Source organism: Ornithinibacillus massiliensis, assembly GCF_018310345.1.
GTDB classification, from domain to species: Bacteria; Bacillota; Bacilli; order Bacillales; family Amphibacillaceae; genus Ornithinibacillus; species Ornithinibacillus massiliensis.
This window is the reverse complement of the sequence record NZ_JAGXBY010000007.1, coordinates 45,181-63,586: the sequence shown is the minus strand read 5'-3', so window position 1 is coordinate 63,586 and position 18,406 is coordinate 45,181. Positions and strand designations below refer to the sequence as shown.

Here is an 18,406-nt window from a genome sequence, read left to right as displayed (position 1 = left end):
GTTTACCATGCAAAGAAGACAGATTGATCTAAACTGTGACATGGGAGAAGGCTTTGGTGCCTATCAATTAGGAAATGATGATGACGTAATTAAGCTCGTATCCTCTGTAAACATCGCCTGTGGATACCATGGTGGTGACCCGGATGTAATGGACCATACCGTTGCAATGGCAAATAAATATAATGTTGGTATCGGAGCACATCCTGGATTTCCAAATCTACTCGGATTTGGCCGTTGGAACATGGATATACCGTCTAAGACACTAACTAATCTGATTATCTATCAAATTGGCGCACTTGATATTTTTTGCCGAAAGCATGGCGTAACCATGCAGCATGTAAAGCCACATGGCAACTTAAATAATATGGCCGATACTGATACAATGATTGCGACATCTATCGTTGATGCCGTCCAATCTATTAATCCTAAGCTTCCTATATATGTTAAGCCAAACTCAGAATTAGAAAAAGTAGCCAACGAAAAGGGACAGCCTATCGTATTAGAGTTATTTGCGGATAGAGCCTATAATAAGGATCTAACGTTAGTACCAAGATGCCAGGTAGGAGCGGTAATAACAGACCCACATCAAGTTGCCGTGAATGTGTTAAAAATGGTGACTGAGAACTATATTACGACTATTACTGGTGAGAAAATAGCAGTAGAAGGACAAACAATTTGTGTGCATGGTGATACACCATCTGCTGTGGAGATGATTCGCGTGATCCGGGAAAAGTTGGAAGAGAATCAGATAATGATTGCTTCTTCTAACTACTGAAAAATTCAACTTAATAGCCCGTTTCTATGAGTATTCAAGATTTTTATAATATCGTAAGGTTATACATATACAGCTAAATTATGAAATGCATAAGGATGATTAGTTAGTTGGATAATAATAACACCTTACATTCAACAAAAACAGCTATGAAATCCTCAATCTTTACCTTGTAGGATTCCATAGCTACTTTTACTTACCACACTAAAACTCGTCCAATACTTCTCCAGTATCGCCATCAATTATTTTACCTTCAACTAATTTTTCGCTTTGCGCATTAATAGTTAAAATGGCCTTCTGATTGTCATCATTACCCAACTGAATTTCCCATAATTCCGCTCCTAGCTGATTCTCATTTATAGGAATGAATTGGGCTGAGATAACTTCTTCAAATTCAGCAGGTGCGAATTCTTTTGCCTTTTCAATTGCCTTGTCTCGATTCATTGGTTGATTTAAAAGTAAGCCCACAATTAAGATGACGGATAGCACCGCAACTAACGTCCATGGACCTCGGTTATTCGTTTCTTTTTCCAATCTATACCCCTCAAATTTTCAGTTTATTTTATATTCTTTATTCTACCACACTTTGTTGTAGTGTTTAAAATCAAGTGTAGGTAATTCTAAAAAATCCAAATTGAAGCCAGTAACTGTCATATCGGTTTAGATAGTGAAACTCATTTAAGTCATTTTCTATTCGATTATATGGTATAATTATAATAAACGGAATTTTGCGTATTTTTAACTCGTAGCAATACAGGATACTTTATGGAAAGGATGCGGACAAGTGAAAAAGTGGGTCACCCTTATAGTAATTGTCATCATTGTAATAGCCGCTGCGCAATTATTACTTCCCGAGATTGACTCTGCGACAACTTTTCAATCTGATGAAGATACCATATTAGGTAATGATTCAACCATAATTACGGGACATACAGAAAGTCAAGCGACCTCAGCAGCAAAGGCATTTTCAAAAGATGATGCGTTATATCGTTCTATCTCCCCAGAACAAGATATGGAAAACGAATCTTTCCTCCCCATTAAACTCAGGGATTCTGGAATAAATGTCAAAGAGATACAAATTCTACTTCAAAAATTTGGCTACGACATTCTTGCAGACGGTAATTTTAATCCCCAAACAAAAAAAGCTCTGAAAAGCTTTCAGTCCCACGTACAACTCGAACCTAATGGAATAGTGGATGAGACTACCTACAACAAACTACAATCCTTGGAACCTAGCAATTTAGCGGCAGCTGAAGAAAAAAACAGATTAGAAGAAAAGAAGAAAAAAGAAGCGAAAGCACAGGAAGTATATATTCCAGTTCCTACCATCATGCAAAAACCAGAGTTACCAAATGGCTGCGAGATAACCACCTTAACAAGTGTACTAAACTATTATGGTTATCAGGTATCCAAAACGAACATGGCAGATAACTATTTACCAAAGAAGCCTTTTACATATGAAGGAGAAAAGCGCTTTGGACCGAATCCATACGAATATTATGTTGGGGATCCTCGGGAACAGCCTGGTGGATGGTATAGTTATGCCCCACCTATTGTAACTGCTGCGAATACATACTTAAGTGAACAAGGAAGTAATAAAAAAGCATACAATATAACAGGAAGCAGTAAGGAAGCAATTATCGATTATCTTCATAAAGGAATTCCTGTTGTCATGTGGGTAACATTAGATTTAAGTGCACCTAAGATTAATTCTCATTGGTACTTTCAAGATTCTGGAGAGTATTATGCCGCGACTACTAATTTACATGTGGTAGTTTTATACGGAAAAATCGGTGATCAAGTTCATGTGATGGACCCACTACAAGGACAGGTCACATATAATGCGGATGTATTTTTTAATAGTTATTTTGAAATGGGTAAGCATGCATTAATCGTACATTAAAATTGTCCAAAGTGAATCTATTCTTTATCTTTCATCATACTAAAGAAAGGACTTATAAAAATTGAGTTATTTTACAAATACCAGAGGCTGGGACAAAACTAAAACAAAGGTAATGAAGAACGAACCATCACCACATTAACCCCGGAAATATACGGAGACTCCTGTGGGAGGAAAGGCATCGGTAAGACCCCTGGGGAGCGTTAGCACTTAGGAGGCTCACCAGCCGCCCAACGGTAAAGAAGACACTGCAATGGTCTTTTCGAGCAGATGTGCACTTATGCTGTGATAAAGTGTAAAGAAGACACTGCGAGGTCATTTCGAGCAGATATCGCCCCTGTACTGAAAGCAACCGCAAATATATTTCCGGGGTGGGGTTGATGCGCTAACTTTAATGTTCGGTTTATCCTATGTTAGAAATAGTTTTCCCATCCACTTTTTATACCTAATAAATCATCCTCCCGTAAACGTTAATAAATTTATCTCAGGAGAATTGAACAATCGAAAGTTCAAAAACGAAACCGCATTACTACTCCCTAACCCCGTACTTACATAGTGCTTTGTGTTATAGTACTCCCATAATCTCCTTACACGATCCTGTGGTGGGAAAAAACCAGAACGATACCAGGATTCTGGAACAAATACGGCACCCAGGATGGGAACTCGAATTTGACCACCATGATAATGTCCAGAGATGATTAGATCAAAGTTCTGCCAAGATAAAAGTGTACTATCAATGATTTCATCTACCCGTTCATCTACTACTGGAAAATGATTTAGTGCAATGAGTAAATCGGATTCAGACTTCCTTTCTAACGCTTTATGTAACCCAAACAATAATTTTTTTTGATAGGCGACATACTCCCAACTCCTGCCATATGACTCGTCAGGATAATACGCAATCCTACCAATTGTTTCAGATGAAATTTCATTTAAAATATAAATAGCTAGCATGCATAGTCCTAAAATGAAAAAGATACGACTTAATTTCCTCCATATTCTCTTCACTTTATACTCTCCTCGGCGAGAAAAGGATGTCCCCCGCTTTCCATCTATTATTTAGGTGAGAGATGGCCCTAATCCATTAATCCAATTCCCCATCATTACTTGAAACCTCTTGCCTCCATTTTAAAAACTCAATGATGGGTCGTAGCTCTTTTATCTTTTCTTTTTCAATTCGTAATTCCCTTAGTTCATCAATAAAATCCATCCACTCTATATCCAATTCAACATTACCTGATGTCTTTACACCAACCAATGTTTGAATATCAACTTGTAAAGCTTTCGAAATCTTATCTAATACTTGGATAGAAGGATTTTCATTGAGATTTCGTTCCATATTACTTAAATAAGACTTAGATATTCCTGCTTTTTCAGCTAACTCGGATAGACTGAGTCCCCTAATTTCTCTAACTTTTTTAAGATTTTCACCAATCATGTACCATTACCTCTTTTTCATCGGCTTTGCTATCCCCTATGCCATAACCGTTTGGGTTACGCTTTTTCCACCTCCATGTATCCCTACACATTGCCATGATATCCCGCTTTGCCTCCCAGCCTAACTTCTCCCGTGCCTTGGATACATCTGCATAGCAAATTGCTACGTCACCTATTCGCCTCGATACAACTTTGTACGGAATTATTTTGTTCGATACTTCCTCAAACGCCTTTACCATTTCTAATACTGAGTACCCTTTACCAGTTCCTAGGTTATACGTATCAAAGCCTATTGATTCCATTACTTTCTTGAGCGCGTGTAGATGTCCCTTAGCTAGATCGACTACATGGATATAATCCCTTACTCCTGTACCATCCTTTGTCGGATAATCATTTCCATAGATAAAAAGCGTCGGTAAATTACCGACCGCAACATTTGCTATATAAGGAACTAAGTTATTCGGTACACCTAGAGGATCTTCTCCTATACGTCCACTTTCATGGGCACCCACTGGGTTAAAGTAACGTAAAACACGAATGCTCCAAGATGGATCGGATTGTGCTATTCCATGCAAAATCCCTTCAATCATTTGCTTCGTGTAACCATATGGATTACTAGCACCTACAGGATGTTCTTCTGTAATGGGAGCTTGTTGAGCAGTGGGTGCATAAACCGTTGCAGATGAACTGAACACTAACCTTTTAATCTGATTACGCTGCATCACTTCACAGAGATTAATCGTCCCTGCAATATTATTCGCATAATACTTTAATGGTGTTGAGGTAGATTCGCTAACGGATTTATAACCAGCTAAATGAATAACAGCATCAATGCGTTCCATTGAAAATACCTGTGCTAGCCGATTCTTATCCATTAAATCCAGTTTATATATTTTAAGTAACTTACCAGTCATCCTTTTCACTCTTCTAAGTGCTTCTGGATTACTGTTTGAAAAATTATCAATAACGACCACATCATATCCAGCATAAAGTAATTCTACGCAAAGATGTGTTCCTATATAGCCAGCACCACCTGTCACTAATATAGCCAATAGATCCCCCTCCTTTAAACTTACGGTACATGTTTCATCTCGGGAACAACCTCTCGGTGGGGATGAACTCCCTCGACTTTGTCCACCCTTTTTGCCTTAACTAAAATATAGCTATAAACAATCACATAGGTGAAAAATTGGATAATAGATGAAAGGAGCACCACATACACCGCTCCAATTATCCCATAATTCGGGATAAGCAACTCCCCAATAATCACGCTACTAATAATCCAAAGCAGGGTGAGATAAGGTTGAATCTTAAAATATCTTGCAGAATCAACAGCAGCGTCTAGAAACATTAGTGGATACAAGAAGACTCCAGCTACCATAACTAGAACAAACTCCTCCTTATAGCTAGTGTATTCTGCCGAATAGAGCATCGTTAGAATCCACTCTCCTAGAAAGTAGGCTAGTAGTACTCCAACAATACCAATGCCAACACCAACGACTACTAATTTAATCATAAAACGATTGAATGCTTTCAACGCTTTTTGCTCAAATAAATTGGATAAAATCGGAATGGTTGGTTGCCTTAAAGCATTAACAAACCGATTCCCGGCAAATAATAAATAAAGAAGTGCGCCAAAAAAACCAAGCACTTCTTTCCCTAAGAAATATTCCACAAAGTATAAGGGTAAATTTGTATTTAATGTCGCGAGAAGTGTAACAATTCCTAATGGAAATCCAATTGTTAGTAGTGATTTCATAATCGGGACTTTAAACTTGGGTTTCATGGAGATATAGCGCTTCAATACGACTCGATCAAATAAAAAAAGGATGGAAAACCAAGTGATTACTTGACCGATAAGTGCCATTGCTAAGTTCCCAGTGAAGAATAAAAGAAGAAAAAAAATCAACAAAGTCAATGTTCCTTTTATAATATGAGAAATGGAAATAAAGTCCATCCGCTCATATCGTTGCAATTGCCCATGTATGATATCACTAATCGATTCCGAGACTTTTGCCAGCCCAATGATGATAATAATACACATCGTCAGCAAAGTATAATTGAACAAGATAGCTAATAAACAGATTGTCAGGATAGCAAATAACAAGGAAATCATTCTTGTTCCTAAATAATGACTAAATTCAACACTATGCTTCACATCCGTTACTAGGATAACGCGTAAATCCATTTCGAAAAAAAATATAATAGGTGCCGTGATCGCTAATCCTAGCATATATATTCCCATTAATTCTGGTGTCCCTAACTTCGCAAGAATAATAAGCATAAACCATTGTGACAAAGAATAATAAATATTCCCAACCACCGTCCATGACATGTTCTTCCATAAAGGTAATTTTTCAATTATCACGACTTTTCTCCTTATGCCCCATTATATTTTTTACACTTTAATGTGAATAGGTACTATGTTTGTTTACTGTTTCTTGCGTAATATATTCTGGACGATGTTTAGCTTTTAATTTATATAGAAAAGCAGCACATTTCCCAAACATCGTAATTCCATATACGCTTGTTAACACATCTACTATTTGGCCACCAAACTCCATTTTAAATTGATTAATCTTTTGGTGTGGTATATCCTTTTCATTCGTTGATATGCCACCAAAGTTATACCATGTTAATCCTTTTGCCTTTGCTAATTTGATGTCTTGCCAATGCAAGAGTCGATTTGCTCTACCAATCATATTTCTTATTTGAGAGTTTTCAAATCTTGCCGAAGCAGAATAAAGCAAACAGCTATAATTATTTACGATATAGTGAATATGTGCACAAAGAAGTCTATCTTTCTCATCGGTTACATAAGAGTAAATAATAGCTTGTCGATCACGAAAAGATTTTAATCTCTCCAAATTGGCAGCTTGAATTTGCTTGTGCTTTGCAAAACTATTAAAAAAGGTTACAAATTGTTGAAGCTGTACGTCACTAGGGGAGTCTGTTACATAACACTGAATAGGGTCACGCTTTTCTGCTCGATTAATCTTATATCTTGCATTTTTGTGAATATCGGCAAAGATCTCCTCCTCTTCCCTATTTAAATGTATAAGCGATGTTTTACCGAGTAAATATACGAAAGCTTTATCATCTGAATTCCATTCTAAGTTGCTTCCAGGGAAGATAACATTTGTCGTGATTACCGTATCAGAAGGCTGACACTCTTTTATATTTGTTACTTCAAACGCATTCACCATCTTTAATAATCCTCTTTTATATAAAACCTGTAACATGCCATTCATCCTTTCTACCCGAGTGTATACTGGATCTACTTCTCAAAATACCATCTTTGCCCTGACATACTCTGGCCGCTTACAAATCTTCATCCTATATGCAAAAGCTACTAACCTACCTAGAAACGACTGGGCATGAAGCAGTTTCCATTCGTTAACTTCTATACCCCCAAACTCCTTCTTAAAACGATTAATACTACTCGTTTCACTAGAAGATGGATCGACAAACAAACCACCGAAATTGTACCAATCAATCCCTTTAGCTTTAAAGCTCAACATATCTCTCCAATGCAGATATCGGTTTGCTCTTCCAATTATATTCCGCATTTCGGCATTATCAAATCGTCCAGAAGCAGAATAAAGCAAGACAGCAGATTCCTTTACTAGATAATGGATGTGGCAGCATAGCATCCTATCATCTTCATCTGTTATATAAGTTAAGATAATCGATTGTTGGTCTCGTAAACCTTGCAGTTTGTCGATATTTGCCGGTGGAATCTTCTTTTGTTTGGCAAAGCTGTTGTAAAACGTGCAAAACCGATGTAAATCTGCATCGGTTGGTGACTCTACTTCATAATACGAAATCAGATCCCTTTTTCTTGCGCGATTAATCTTGTATCTAGTATTTTTATGGATTGCTTGAAAAATCGCTTCCTCTGTTTCACGTAAATCTATTAGTAACGTTTTACAATGCTGTACCACTACTTGACTCCTACCCTCTCTATCTCGTAATGGCATATTTTGGTGTTCAAATGGATAGACTACTTTAGAATAGAAAGCAAGATCAATCGATGTTGCTTTCTCCATTTGTTCATATTCCATGACCTCTAATACTCTAAGAAACCCTCGCTTATACCGAACGCGTAACATACTATTAATCTCCTTTAGCCATTATTTCTTATAATAATATTCGTTCTTGACCTGCTTCTTCCCATTTATAACGGCTCCAAGTAAATTAGCTCCAGCAAAATGAAGCTGCTCCTTCACCTTTATCACATCTTTTACATCATTCTTCTTCACCCTTACCACTAATAAGCAACCATCACTCTGGTTAGCGATTAAAGTAGCATCTGTTACAGCTAATACAGGTGGTGTGTCAAAAACCACTACATCGTATTGTTCTCTTACCTCAGAAATAAAATCGCTCATTTGGACAGAACCAAGTAATTCAGGTGGATTTGGCGGAGTAAGTCCACTAGTTATCACATCTATATTAGGATAGACACTTCGAATGATGGCGTTGATATCCTTTTGACCAATAAGAAAATTACATAAGCCACAGTCATTCACTAATCCGTACATATAGTGAATACTAGGCTTTCTTAAATCCGCATCTACTAATAGTACTTTCTTTCCCTCTTGACTGAATACCATAGCAAGATTTGCTGCAGTCATCGTCTTCCCATCCCCAGAGCTTGGCGAGGTAATCACGATTGTTTTGATATTCTTATTAAATGACGCAAATTTAATATTGGATCGAAGACTTCGAAATTCCTCTGATATTTGATTTTCAACTCGTTCCATCGTAACAAGGGTTCCTCGCATACCTTTATCCCTCTTGCGCATCTAGTCTTTTCTCCTCCTTTCGATTAGAGCTTAATTTTCTCTTTCTTCTATTCGGTTTATGTTTATTCATAGTGGAAACAACTCCCAACACAGGAATTCCTAGCTCTTCTATATCTCGTTCGACCTTTACCTTTGTATTAACTAGTTCTAGAAATAAAGCTAACCCAATTCCTGTCGCCATCCCAACAATACTAGCAATTATCATATTCATCATTGGTCTTGGTGCAATTGGTTTCTGTGAAAGAGCTGGATTTGCTTCCGATAACACAAAAACATTCTCTACGGGCATAATATCGGAAATATTACTTCGGAACTGATTAACGACTGTATTAGCTAATAAGGCTGCCTCTTCTAGATTAGGTCCAATAGCTGAAACAGTAACAACCTGCGAGTTATCTCCACTGGTGATTTCAATATCCTTTTGAAGGTCATCCAGTGGGATAGAAAGATTCAACTCCGTTATCACCTTTTCCAGGATAAATGGACTACTGATGATTTCCTTATACGTATTAATCAGCTCCAAGTTAGTCTCTAAATGGCTCATGCTGAATTGGATGTTTTCATTCTGCTGCTCGATAACGATAAATTGTGAGGAAGATTGATAAGTAGAGGGTAGTACATAATAGCTAAGTAGTGCGACAATTAAAACTAAGCCAGCCGCTATGCCAATAATTAAAACCATTCGTTTTTTTAAGGTCTGAATGATTTCTTGAATGGAAAGTGTGTCCTTCATCTTTTCACCTCCAGATTCTGTACTTGTAGAGAAGATTCGTGGTTCACTACATTCCTAATTAACACAAACGCTAAGGTTATAAAAATCCAGATAAAGCGGATGTTTTCAATGTTTATTGATATCGCTTGAATGCCAATGGCAGTTAGTGTAATAAGCAAATAGAAGAATACTGTATTACTACTACTTATCAAACCAAGGACCAGCTTACTCATCAGATACAATGGAAACCAAATAAATGCAGCGAACCCTAAAAATCCAGTCTCTGATAAAAAAGATAAATAGGTGTTGTGAGGAATATTGACAAAAGTAACCCCAAACATCTCCTGTGAATACGCAATAAACTGACCAATACCAACCCCAATCAAAGGATTATGAATCCACATTTCAATCGCAGATTCCCATAAGAATACTCGATAAGAGGTGCCGTCCCCTTCAGATCCGATATTAGTTACTCTCTCTACAGCAAAGCTTAATATGCTAGAGGAGGTATTGACCAAATAGATGATCACGAAACCAATTAATGCTAGGCATAGAAATAGAATGAGTTCCTTCAGCCTTCCTGCCATGACTACTAGAAAGATTACCACCAATACTCCGATTACAATACTTAAGATTCCACCACGTGAAGCAGTTGAAAAAAGAGCAACCAGTACAAGGAAAATGGATAGATTAATTGCTATTTTTTTCTTTTTTTGAAGCGAATAAAGCGCGATGATTGCTAGCGAAACGATTAGATACAACGCTGCTAAATTCGGATCATTTAACGTTGCTTGTGCACGTCCTTGCAATGTTAAGCCATTATCAATCCCCAATCGAAACAATAGCACACTACCAATACAGAGAATCGATATTACAACTGCCGCATATTTCCACCATCGCAAGACATGTAAAAGCATTTCTTCTTTATATTTTTCGATATAGATCAAAAACACCACTACATACATAAAATTAATCGATAACTTCATTACAGCTGATATCCCATACGGATAATCAACAAAAATATTAGTAAAATAGTTAATCATGCTGACTAGACAAAAGTAGAGTAGAAGTAGAACATAGATAATAATAAGATGGTAATAAGCTAGAACACGGGAAATAATATCCCAATTTTCCTTATTTACAAAGACCCAAAACAATAGGAAAATCAAGATAATATCACTAATAGAAGCATTTAACTGAATGATTACTTGAAGATGAAACATAAATGGTAAACAAAATACTAATAATCCGATTAGAAAGAAGTCCAGTTTCTTTAGAGAAACATACATTCTAAACACCACATTTTATATTTTTTTGCTAGATGATCTTTGTTTCGTTTGTTAATTGGCTTGCCATTCGCTCACTTACTTCCTGCATCGTTAGGCTTTCCATCCCATACTGATGTCTTAGCATGTGAAAATGCTCGATGATATGATCAAGCATTTGGATATTTTCTTCAAGATGAACCCCAAAATTATGTGGGTGCCACCAAAGATGATATAGCTTCCCTTCTATTGCGGCTCTCGTCATACTCGCCTTAATTCGCTTTAGCTTTAATCCCTCAAGAAATCGGAACTGCTTGGAATATGGCCTTAGAAAACGACTTGATGGGATATTCACCAGACTAGCTTCCTGTCCCCTGTTCTCCACAGGATATATGTGATGGCCTGAAAGATTTATATAGCTATCTATAAGTCGGATTGCTCGTTTTACCTTACCGTTGACACTGGACTTGATTTGGTATAACCAATGTGCCTCACAACCTCGATAGCTAATTAAACCATGATCCTCACATATGGATAAATAAGCTTGATTTACTTGATTACGAGGAAAAATTAAAGACTTGATTGAGATACTGTGTTGTTTTGCTATTTGGATTGCCTTGACTAAATCAGCTTCAAATGTACGAGCATCCTGTCCAGGAGCAAGACAATAATAATGACTAAACGTATGTGTTGCTATTTCCTGATGCGGAATACGTTTGATTTGCTTAATAAGTGACAACCCATAATGATACGGATCCTCCACTTCATTCTCCCCTATCTTCTGAATATGGCGATAGGAGGATAAAGTACTATCCTCATACTGTGGTTGTACTTGCGGTACTTCCTTTACTAATTCCTGTTTCGTTGAAAAAAATAAAAAACCAACAACCCCCCAAGTCGCATGAATATCATGCTGCTTGAATCGGTGTAGCATCACCGGAACAGCCTTTCTAGCACCGATTAAATGCTGCTTATATTGGTTGAAATCTAATACATCAAATACACCCCAATTTAATTCAAAATCAAGTGAAATGACAAATTTACCTTTGTTATGCATTTTTCACCACCGATAAACCTAATCCATATAGTGGATTGATTGTATTTCCTCCGTACGTATAGCCGCTTTATTCAGATTACGCACCTGGATTCTTTCATAAACGCTTTTCGTTTCTTCAAGAATTAGCTTTAAATCATACTTAGCTAACACTTCTTGTCTTCCAATATCCCCCATTCTGTTTCGTAGCGACTGAGATTTAAGTAAATATAATAGCTTATTCTTCAATTCATTAGGACTTTTAATTGGAATTCGGAATCCATTCTTCCCATCGCGAACTAACTCTCTACTACCTCGGATGTCCGTAACGACTATCGGAATTTCCATAGCCATCATCTCCATTAATGACTTAGGCAACCCCTCTCTCAATGAGACTAATAACCCAACATCGGTAATGCTTAAAATCTCCCGGATATCTTGCCGAAATCCTAGACAGCGAAAAAAATCAGATAATCCCCGCCGATTGATTTCCTGTTTGATAGCACCGAATAATGTACCGTCTCCCACTAATAAAATAATGAAATCCTGATAAGCATCTTTTAATTGTTCCGCTGCTTGAACAATATCTATTTGTCTCTTATTCTCATTAAATTCTGCGAGATGGGTAATGACTAATTTCCTTTCCTCTATTCCTAACTTCTCTTTCAGGTTAAACCTATCACTGTGAGAAATGCTTCTTGGATTGTAATAGTCCGTATCCACACCAATACCATGTATGAAATGGATCCTTTCTTTATCTAACAACCCTTGTGCCTTTTGATAATCTTCCTGATTCATGACAATTAAATGCTGCGTTTTTTTTCCTGCAAGTTTCTCAGCAAGATAAAATATCCGATTTCCTAGCTTTGAGCCATTTTCATTAAAATGAAATCCATGAGCAGTATATACAATAGGTACCTTTTTTGGTGCAGCTAATCTAGCAACAAAGGATGCAATAGGGGTATGTACATGAACGAGGTCAAATGACTCCTTATGAAACAGACTCTTCAACTCCAAGTAGGCTCTGAAATTTGATAAGCTCTGAATACTACGGGAAAATGATATATTGTACAGCGATACATTTGGTACTTTTTCTTGAAGTGTGTCTTTATCTTCGATTGAGGTTGCAATGGATACATGATAGCCCATGTCCTGTAGTAACTGAATATGTGGTATCAGAAATAATAAAATTTGCCGCTCTAATGTTGTTACGATTAAACATTTCATTTTAAGTCCCCCTCCAATGGATTTCTTCATCCCAATCCAGTACTGAATGACAGAAGGAACATTACCGTATGATTCACCTCACAAGACTATTACCTTGCTCCTTGCCCTAAACAGACGACCTTTACCGTCTTCAATAGTATCTGTAAATCCAGTAGAATCCCTTTATTTTCTATATAATAAAGATCTAGCTCCAGCTTCTCTTTAGGAGAAATATGATAGCCACCCTTGACCTGTGCTAGCCCAGTCAATCCAGGCTTTACTGCTAATCGTTTTGTAAACCCAGGGTACCTCGCTTCGAATTCTGCAGTAAATATAGGTCTTTCAGGGCGTGGTCCAATGAAAGACATCTCCCCCTTTAAAATATTGATAATTTGCGGGAGCTCATCTATTCTCGTTCTTCTCATCATCCTGCCCACCTTTGTTACCCTAGGATCCTTTTCTGATGCCCATCTTGGCCCATCTTTTTCCGCGTCTACATACATAGACCTTAGTTTGTACAATTTAAAATACCGACCATATTGTCCTACTCTTTCTTGCAGATAAAATAAAGGACCAGGTGAATCTAGCTTAATTAAAATAGAAAATATCCCCACTATTAAAATGGCAACCGGTAAGCAAAGTAGTGACATCATAATGTCTATTGTCCGTTTAAAGTAACGATAGAAGTCAGCCTTTTGTTTTTCCTGGAGGTTTGGCATGCTTGTTGAAGTCGTATAATCGTTATTCAATCTAGTTGTGTTTGTGTTAGCTTTCAACGTTATTCCTCCTTCTCATCGGAATACTTATAAATTTTATCTTGGGCATCTAACCCGCCCTCACATCAGGCTATCGACGACAAGCGTCTAAGGTAATTTCAACCCACAGCATGACCGAGTGCCTACAACGATAACGGCATAGTAGACATCGCCGACTTCGTTCACTATACAGAACCAAATTATAAAACAAAAACACTTATATAAACCTTTTTCAGTTCAATTAAGTGCGTAGTGTGGTTCTTTATATAGAACATAAGTATAGCATAAAATATAATATGTTTCTTGGCAATAGTTATTTTATATTTTTTAATCAAGATTATATCCTCTTATACTTCTATAATACTATTGTCTCACGATATTATGTCTGTTTTTCTCCTCTTATCAAAATTATCGCAATTTTTCGTAAAGATGATAGTTATATAGAAAAAGGGGGGTACGTCCCCCCTCCGTTTACAACCTCTTAAACATAATATTATTGTCCACGACCGAATCGTCAACTAAATCGGCAAGTCTAGCATATGTAATTTGATAAGGTCCACAAGCATTAGCATACGACTATCCGTGAACTAACTTTTGTCGTATCCGATTGGATATAAATTCGACGATTAGAATGAGTAGGACAAGGCCTATTAGAATGGAACCTACTTCTGACCAGCGGTAAGAGTTCATTGCAAATATTAAAGGTGCACCAATCCCACCAGCTCCTACAAGACCAAGCACAGATGCTTCTCGTAAGTTCATATCGAATCGATAAATAATAACGGACAAAAAGATAGAAACCAGCTGTGGTACAATCCCAAATCGTATTTTTTCGAAGGTTGTACAACCGATAGATGTCATCGACTCTAGAATTTTCTTATCTAATTCTTCAATCGCATCAGCAAATAATTTCGCTAGCATCCCTATTGAAACAAGTGCGATGGTTAATACACCTGCGAACGGACCAAGTCCTGTTACACGAATAAACATTAACCCATAAACTAGGGCTGGAATTGTTCGAATAACTATCAATAATAGTCTAGTTAACCATGCAACCGGTTTTGGAACAATATTAGAGGCGGATAAAAACGCTAATGGTAAAGCCAAAATTGATCCTATAATGGTACCTAAAAAGGCTATAGCGACCGTCTCTACGAGTAAATAGAGGACACCCTGCTTTGTAAAATTAACTAATAAATCTAAATCAGGACTAAAGATACCCGATAAAATGCTAGAAGCAATAGTCCAACCACTTTTTTCTACATTTTGTAGATGAATAGCAGAACAAGACCACGCAAATAACACAAAAACGATACTGGCAATCATCCATAAATAACGCGTATTTCTCGTTGAACCATAAAGTTGTTTTTCTAATATATCCATTTATGAATTACTCCTTTAGATTAACCTTTTTCTGAAGTGTTCACTTATTGCTTCTATCACATAAACGGTAACAATAAGCATTAATAGAATCATCCCGACACTAGCATAGTCACGCCATCCCATGCCTTCATTTAAAATGAGTCCTATACCACCTGCACCAACATAACCTAAGATAGCTGCATAGCGAACATTTCCTTCGAAGCAAAATAAAGATACCGATAGATAATTAGGCAAAATTTGCGGAATAACAGCATACCGAAATGCTTGCATCCTTGTCATCCCAATAGCTTCCATTGCCTCAAATGCCCCCATATCAACATTTTCAATTTGCTCATACAAGAGCTTACCTACATATGAAAGAGTAAATAAGAAAATGGCAATAGTACCTGCTAGTGTTCCTAACCCGAAAATATATGTAGCAATAAGTGCTGAAACTAATGTTGGCATGGTTCTCAACATACTTAATAAAATCTTAAATATCCCGACAATCCATTTATTCTTTATCATGTTAGAAGCAGCAAGGAAAGCTACCGGAACCGCGACGAGTGAACCTATCATCGAGCCAAGTAAAGACATTTTAATTGTATCCAGAAGTGGTCGCCATATATGAGAAACATATTCCCATTTAGGAGGAATCATTTCAGATACAATCACAAAAAATTCCCGCCAGCGATTTACTAACATATTGATGTCAAATCCGGTATATTTAATTGAAAAGAATAATGCAATCATAAGGAAAACGATAACAATTGGTGTCCGAGAACGCTTTTCTTTTACGATCTTACCATTTGGTAAGGTAAGCGATTTTGGCGGGAAAATTTTATCATACATGAACTGTCTCTCCCTCACTAGTCGCTAGTCCCTCCTTAGAATGGCTATTATAGATATAATCCAGAACCTCCTGTGTTACAGCTTCTACTTTCCCGTCAAATACAACTTGTCCTTCCCTCACACCGATAATCCTATTAGCATATTCCAGGGCAATCTCTACATGGTGGATATTCATAATAACGGAAAGCTCCATCTCCTGATTAATTCGCTTGAAATCATTCAATACTTGCCTACCCGTAACAGGATCTAATGAAGCAATCGGCTCGTCAGCTAGTATAATTTCCGGATTTTGTGCTAATGTCCTTGCCAGTGCTACTCGTTGTTGTTGACCTCCTGATAACTGATCGACCCGAACAAACGCCTTATCTAATATGCCAACTTGTTCTAATGCACTTAACGCTCTAATTTTATATTCTTTTGGAAAAACTCCTGTAAGTTTTCTCCAAAATGGAAGTTCCGGTACAAACGAAACAAGAACATTATTCAGTACAGACATACGGGTTACTAAATTAAATGATTGAAATATCATACCAATTCGTTTGCGAAACTTACGGATTTCTCCTCCTTTGAGAGAACTTACCTCCATGCCGTTTACGAATAATTGTCCACTGGTAATGTCATGCATTCTATTAATACATCGGATTAATGTAGACTTACCTGCTCCAGATAAGCCGATAATCGCCACAAACTCCCCCTGATTAATAGTTAAGTTAATATTTTGCAATGCTCTTACATTGTTCGAATAAATTTTCTCTACATTTTTAAATTCAATCATGTATAATCCCCATTCTTGTAAAAAAGAGAACATCACATTGGATGCTCTCATTTATTTTTTCATCATAGTAGAAAATAGAATTAATTTAGGCTTTGTACTATTTCTTGTGCTTTTCTTTCATTATCATAATCAGATGAAGTTGCTTCTTGATACCCCTCATGATTATAAATAGAAATTACTTCTTTTCCAGCATCAGTTTCTGCAATGTTTATAAATGCAGTTTGGATAGCCTTTTTGAAATCTTCATCCATAAATTCAGAGTTTTTGCTGACACTGATTGTGTCATTGTAAATTCCTGGTGTAACACCGATTACATTCGTTTCATCCCAAATTGATGCTTCACGTTCAAAATCTGCTTCCCATGCATCAGCATTGTCACGTCGAGCATCTGCATAAGTAACCATCACATCGATTTGCTCTGCTGCTAGACGAGCAAATGCACTACCATATGAATCTATTTGTACGACCTTTTCTAAATCAGTAATTGTTTTACTAAAGTTGTCTTTTAGCCAAATCGCAGGATAAATATAACCTGCTGGAGAAGAAGAAGACATAACTGCCCATGAAGCACTGTTTACATCTTCAAATGTTAATTCCTCACCATTGTTAACCTTTTCTGCTAAAGCTTGCCCTTTTTCAGAAGGGCCTGCTATCATTAATGCGCGATAATATGTAACTTGTTCATCCGAAGCTTCTGTTGGTTTATTATCGTTCCAATCCTTAGCGTCTTCTGAATCAATACTTAAGCCTGCACGGGTTGAAGTTAAGATAACCTCTGCACCATCATCATATAATACATAGGTACCACCAGGAATTAGACCAACGTCAATAGTTCCAGCTGATAGCCCTTCCCCAACTGCTTCATAATTCGTACCTACTGTTATCTCTACTTCATTGATATCATAACCTAAGGTTGCTAATTCCTCTTTTAGTAAATTCTTCAATGGTTCTGTTGCTGTAATAATTTCGTCAGGCTCCCTCGATGGAACGAATCCAATTGATAACCTATCAATTGCTTGATTACTAGACCCTTCCTTTGAATTATTATCTGGATTTTTTGCCTTATTTGATTCTGCATCATCCGAAGATCCACATGCTGCTAACAAGCTAATAAACATACCAAACACGATGGCATACAATAATTTTTTCAATTTTTGTTCCCCCATAATCATATTGTGTTAACCGATTTAATTATAAAGCTAGAATATGAAGTTTATATGAGATACTTGTAAAAAATACTTCATAGCATAATAGAATCTTTCCAAATAGAAAGAGCTACTAGCACCTATACACTAATAGCTCTTCTAAATCAAAAAGTTTGGGGTGTGACTTGATCCTTCTATGAATTACTCTGCTGGCACGATTAGCATTTCTAACTCTTCCACCTCATTAAGTCTCGTTTCATGGTATATTCCTTCTACTCAATCATATATTCGGTTGGTACCAGAAAGAACGCGAAAAAAGGGAACAGAGGGAGGTTATCAGTACCCTAAATGAGGAAAGAACACGAAGAAAGGGAACAGAGAGAG

Annotated in this window: 19 protein-coding genes; 2 read left to right on the top strand and 17 right to left on the bottom strand. The window is 37.0% G+C overall.

The features are described from left to right. The first annotated feature begins 7 nt into the window (after positions 1–7). Entirely contained in the window at positions 8–775 is a 768-nt protein-coding gene (locus tag KGF86_RS17055; protein ID WP_211742541.1) for a LamB/YcsF family protein, read from the top strand. Positions 776–976: 201 nt separating this feature from the next. Here the strand turns inward: KGF86_RS17055 and KGF86_RS17050 are convergent, their stop codons facing one another. Then, positions 977–1,306 carry a hypothetical protein gene (locus KGF86_RS17050; protein WP_186870711.1) on the bottom strand — a complete coding sequence of 110 codons (330 nt, stop codon included), beginning with the start codon at positions 1,304–1,306 and terminating at the stop codon, positions 977–979. Positions 1,307–1,556: 250 nt separating this feature from the next. Here KGF86_RS17050 and KGF86_RS17045 point away from each other — a divergent pair, with 250 nt between their 5' ends. Next, the gene (locus tag KGF86_RS17045) at positions 1,557–2,675 is read left to right on the top strand and encodes a C39 family peptidase (RefSeq protein ID WP_211742540.1); all 1,119 of its coding nucleotides are present in this window, start codon (positions 1,557–1,559) and stop codon (positions 2,673–2,675) included. A 450-nt stretch (positions 2,676–3,125) separates the two neighbouring features. Here the strand turns inward: KGF86_RS17045 and KGF86_RS17040 are convergent, their stop codons facing one another. From KGF86_RS17040 to KGF86_RS16965, 16 genes are all read right to left on the bottom strand, one after another. Then, positions 3,126–3,680, bottom strand: a complete 555-nt coding sequence (locus tag KGF86_RS17040; RefSeq protein ID WP_186870709.1) for a metallophosphoesterase — start codon at positions 3,678–3,680, stop codon at positions 3,126–3,128. A 76-nt stretch (positions 3,681–3,756) separates the two neighbouring features. Then, positions 3,757–4,110 (bottom strand): helix-turn-helix domain-containing protein, encoded by a 354-nt coding sequence (locus KGF86_RS17035; RefSeq protein ID WP_186870708.1) that lies wholly within the window; start codon positions 4,108–4,110, stop codon positions 3,757–3,759. Then, positions 4,100–5,161 carry a UDP-glucose 4-epimerase GalE gene (gene galE / locus KGF86_RS17030; protein ID WP_186870707.1) on the bottom strand — a complete coding sequence of 354 codons (1,062 nt, stop codon included), beginning with the start codon at positions 5,159–5,161 and terminating at the stop codon, positions 4,100–4,102. The genes KGF86_RS17035 and galE overlap by 11 nt, the downstream gene beginning before the upstream one ends. A 20-nt stretch (positions 5,162–5,181) precedes the next feature. Continuing rightward, positions 5,182–6,477, bottom strand: a complete 1,296-nt coding sequence (locus KGF86_RS17025) for an oligosaccharide flippase family protein (RefSeq protein WP_211742539.1) — start codon at positions 6,475–6,477, stop codon at positions 5,182–5,184. Between the two features lie 37 nt (positions 6,478–6,514). Further along, positions 6,515–7,351, bottom strand: coding sequence for a peptidoglycan bridge formation glycyltransferase FemA/FemB family protein (locus KGF86_RS17020; protein WP_211742538.1), 837 nt, complete (start codon positions 7,349–7,351; stop codon positions 6,515–6,517). 42 nt (positions 7,352–7,393) lie between these two features. After that, on the bottom strand, positions 7,394–8,221 hold the full coding sequence (locus tag KGF86_RS17015) for a GNAT family protein (RefSeq protein WP_186870704.1): 828 nt from the start codon (positions 8,219–8,221) through the stop codon (positions 7,394–7,396). A 21-nt stretch (positions 8,222–8,242) separates the two neighbouring features. Next, positions 8,243–8,917, bottom strand: coding sequence for a CpsD/CapB family tyrosine-protein kinase (locus tag KGF86_RS17010; RefSeq protein ID WP_186870703.1), 675 nt, complete (start codon positions 8,915–8,917; stop codon positions 8,243–8,245). Continuing rightward, positions 8,901–9,650 carry a YveK family protein gene (locus KGF86_RS17005; protein ID WP_186870702.1) on the bottom strand — a complete coding sequence of 250 codons (750 nt, stop codon included), beginning with the start codon at positions 9,648–9,650 and terminating at the stop codon, positions 8,901–8,903. The genes KGF86_RS17010 and KGF86_RS17005 overlap by 17 nt, the downstream gene beginning before the upstream one ends. Further along, complete coding sequence (locus tag KGF86_RS17000; RefSeq protein WP_186870701.1) at positions 9,647–10,918, bottom strand: O-antigen ligase family protein; 1,272 nt, start codon at positions 10,916–10,918, stop codon at positions 9,647–9,649. Before KGF86_RS17000 ends, KGF86_RS17005 begins: the two co-directional genes overlap by 4 nt. Positions 10,919–10,946: 28 nt before the next feature. Continuing rightward, on the bottom strand, positions 10,947–11,951 hold the full coding sequence (locus tag KGF86_RS16995; protein ID WP_186870700.1) for a polysaccharide deacetylase family protein: 1,005 nt from the start codon (positions 11,949–11,951) through the stop codon (positions 10,947–10,949). An 18-nt stretch (positions 11,952–11,969) separates the two neighbouring features. After that, the gene (locus tag KGF86_RS16990) at positions 11,970–13,154 is read right to left on the bottom strand and encodes a glycosyltransferase family 4 protein (RefSeq protein WP_186870699.1); all 1,185 of its coding nucleotides are present in this window, start codon (positions 13,152–13,154) and stop codon (positions 11,970–11,972) included. An 89-nt stretch (positions 13,155–13,243) separates the two neighbouring features. After that, positions 13,244–13,909 (bottom strand): sugar transferase, encoded by a 666-nt coding sequence (locus KGF86_RS16985; protein WP_255488157.1) that lies wholly within the window; start codon positions 13,907–13,909, stop codon positions 13,244–13,246. 555 nt (positions 13,910–14,464) lie between these two features. After that, a complete protein-coding gene (gene phnE / locus KGF86_RS16980) occupies positions 14,465–15,271 on the bottom strand; it encodes a phosphonate ABC transporter, permease protein PhnE (protein WP_186870698.1) in 807 nt (268 codons plus the stop codon). A gap of 15 nt (positions 15,272–15,286) precedes the next feature. Further along, entirely contained in the window at positions 15,287–16,102 is an 816-nt protein-coding gene (gene phnE / locus KGF86_RS16975) for a phosphonate ABC transporter, permease protein PhnE (RefSeq protein WP_211742537.1), read from the bottom strand. Further along, complete coding sequence (phnC, locus tag KGF86_RS16970) at positions 16,095–16,877, bottom strand: phosphonate ABC transporter ATP-binding protein (protein WP_186870696.1); 783 nt, start codon at positions 16,875–16,877, stop codon at positions 16,095–16,097. The genes phnE (KGF86_RS16975) and phnC overlap by 8 nt, the downstream gene beginning before the upstream one ends. 80 nt (positions 16,878–16,957) lie before the next feature. After that, positions 16,958–18,028 carry a phosphate/phosphite/phosphonate ABC transporter substrate-binding protein gene (locus tag KGF86_RS16965; protein ID WP_246521683.1) on the bottom strand — a complete coding sequence of 357 codons (1,071 nt, stop codon included), beginning with the start codon at positions 18,026–18,028 and terminating at the stop codon, positions 16,958–16,960. Positions 18,029–18,406: the final 378 nt, after the last annotated feature.

Coding starts and splice junctions, on each gene's coding strand:
- KGF86_RS17055 (WP_211742541.1), top strand. CDS start 8: ATGCAAAGAAGACAGATTGATCTAAACTGTGACATGGGAGAAGGCTTT.
- KGF86_RS17035 (WP_186870708.1), bottom strand. CDS start 4,110: ATGATTGGTGAAAATCTTAAAAAAGTTAGAGAAATTAGGGGACTCAGT.
- KGF86_RS17020 (WP_211742538.1), bottom strand. CDS start 7,351: ATGTTACAGGTTTTATATAAAAGAGGATTATTAAAGATGGTGAATGCG.
- KGF86_RS17015 (WP_186870704.1), bottom strand. CDS start 8,221: ATGTTACGCGTTCGGTATAAGCGAGGGTTTCTTAGAGTATTAGAGGTC.
- KGF86_RS17010 (WP_186870703.1), bottom strand. CDS start 8,917: ATGCGCAAGAGGGATAAAGGTATGCGAGGAACCCTTGTTACGATGGAA.
- KGF86_RS17005 (WP_186870702.1), bottom strand. CDS start 9,650: ATGAAGGACACACTTTCCATTCAAGAAATCATTCAGACCTTAAAAAAA.
- KGF86_RS17000 (WP_186870701.1), bottom strand. CDS start 10,918: ATGTATGTTTCTCTAAAGAAACTGGACTTCTTTCTAATCGGATTATTA.
- KGF86_RS16995 (WP_186870700.1), bottom strand. CDS start 11,951: ATGCATAACAAAGGTAAATTTGTCATTTCACTTGATTTTGAATTAAAT.
- KGF86_RS16990 (WP_186870699.1), bottom strand. CDS start 13,154: ATGAAATGTTTAATCGTAACAACATTAGAGCGGCAAATTTTATTATTT.
- phnE (WP_186870698.1), bottom strand. CDS start 15,271: ATGGATATATTAGAAAAACAACTTTATGGTTCAACGAGAAATACGCGT.
- phnE (WP_211742537.1), bottom strand. CDS start 16,102: ATGTATGATAAAATTTTCCCGCCAAAATCGCTTACCTTACCAAATGGT.
- phnC (WP_186870696.1), bottom strand. CDS start 16,877: ATGATTGAATTTAAAAATGTAGAGAAAATTTATTCGAACAATGTAAGA.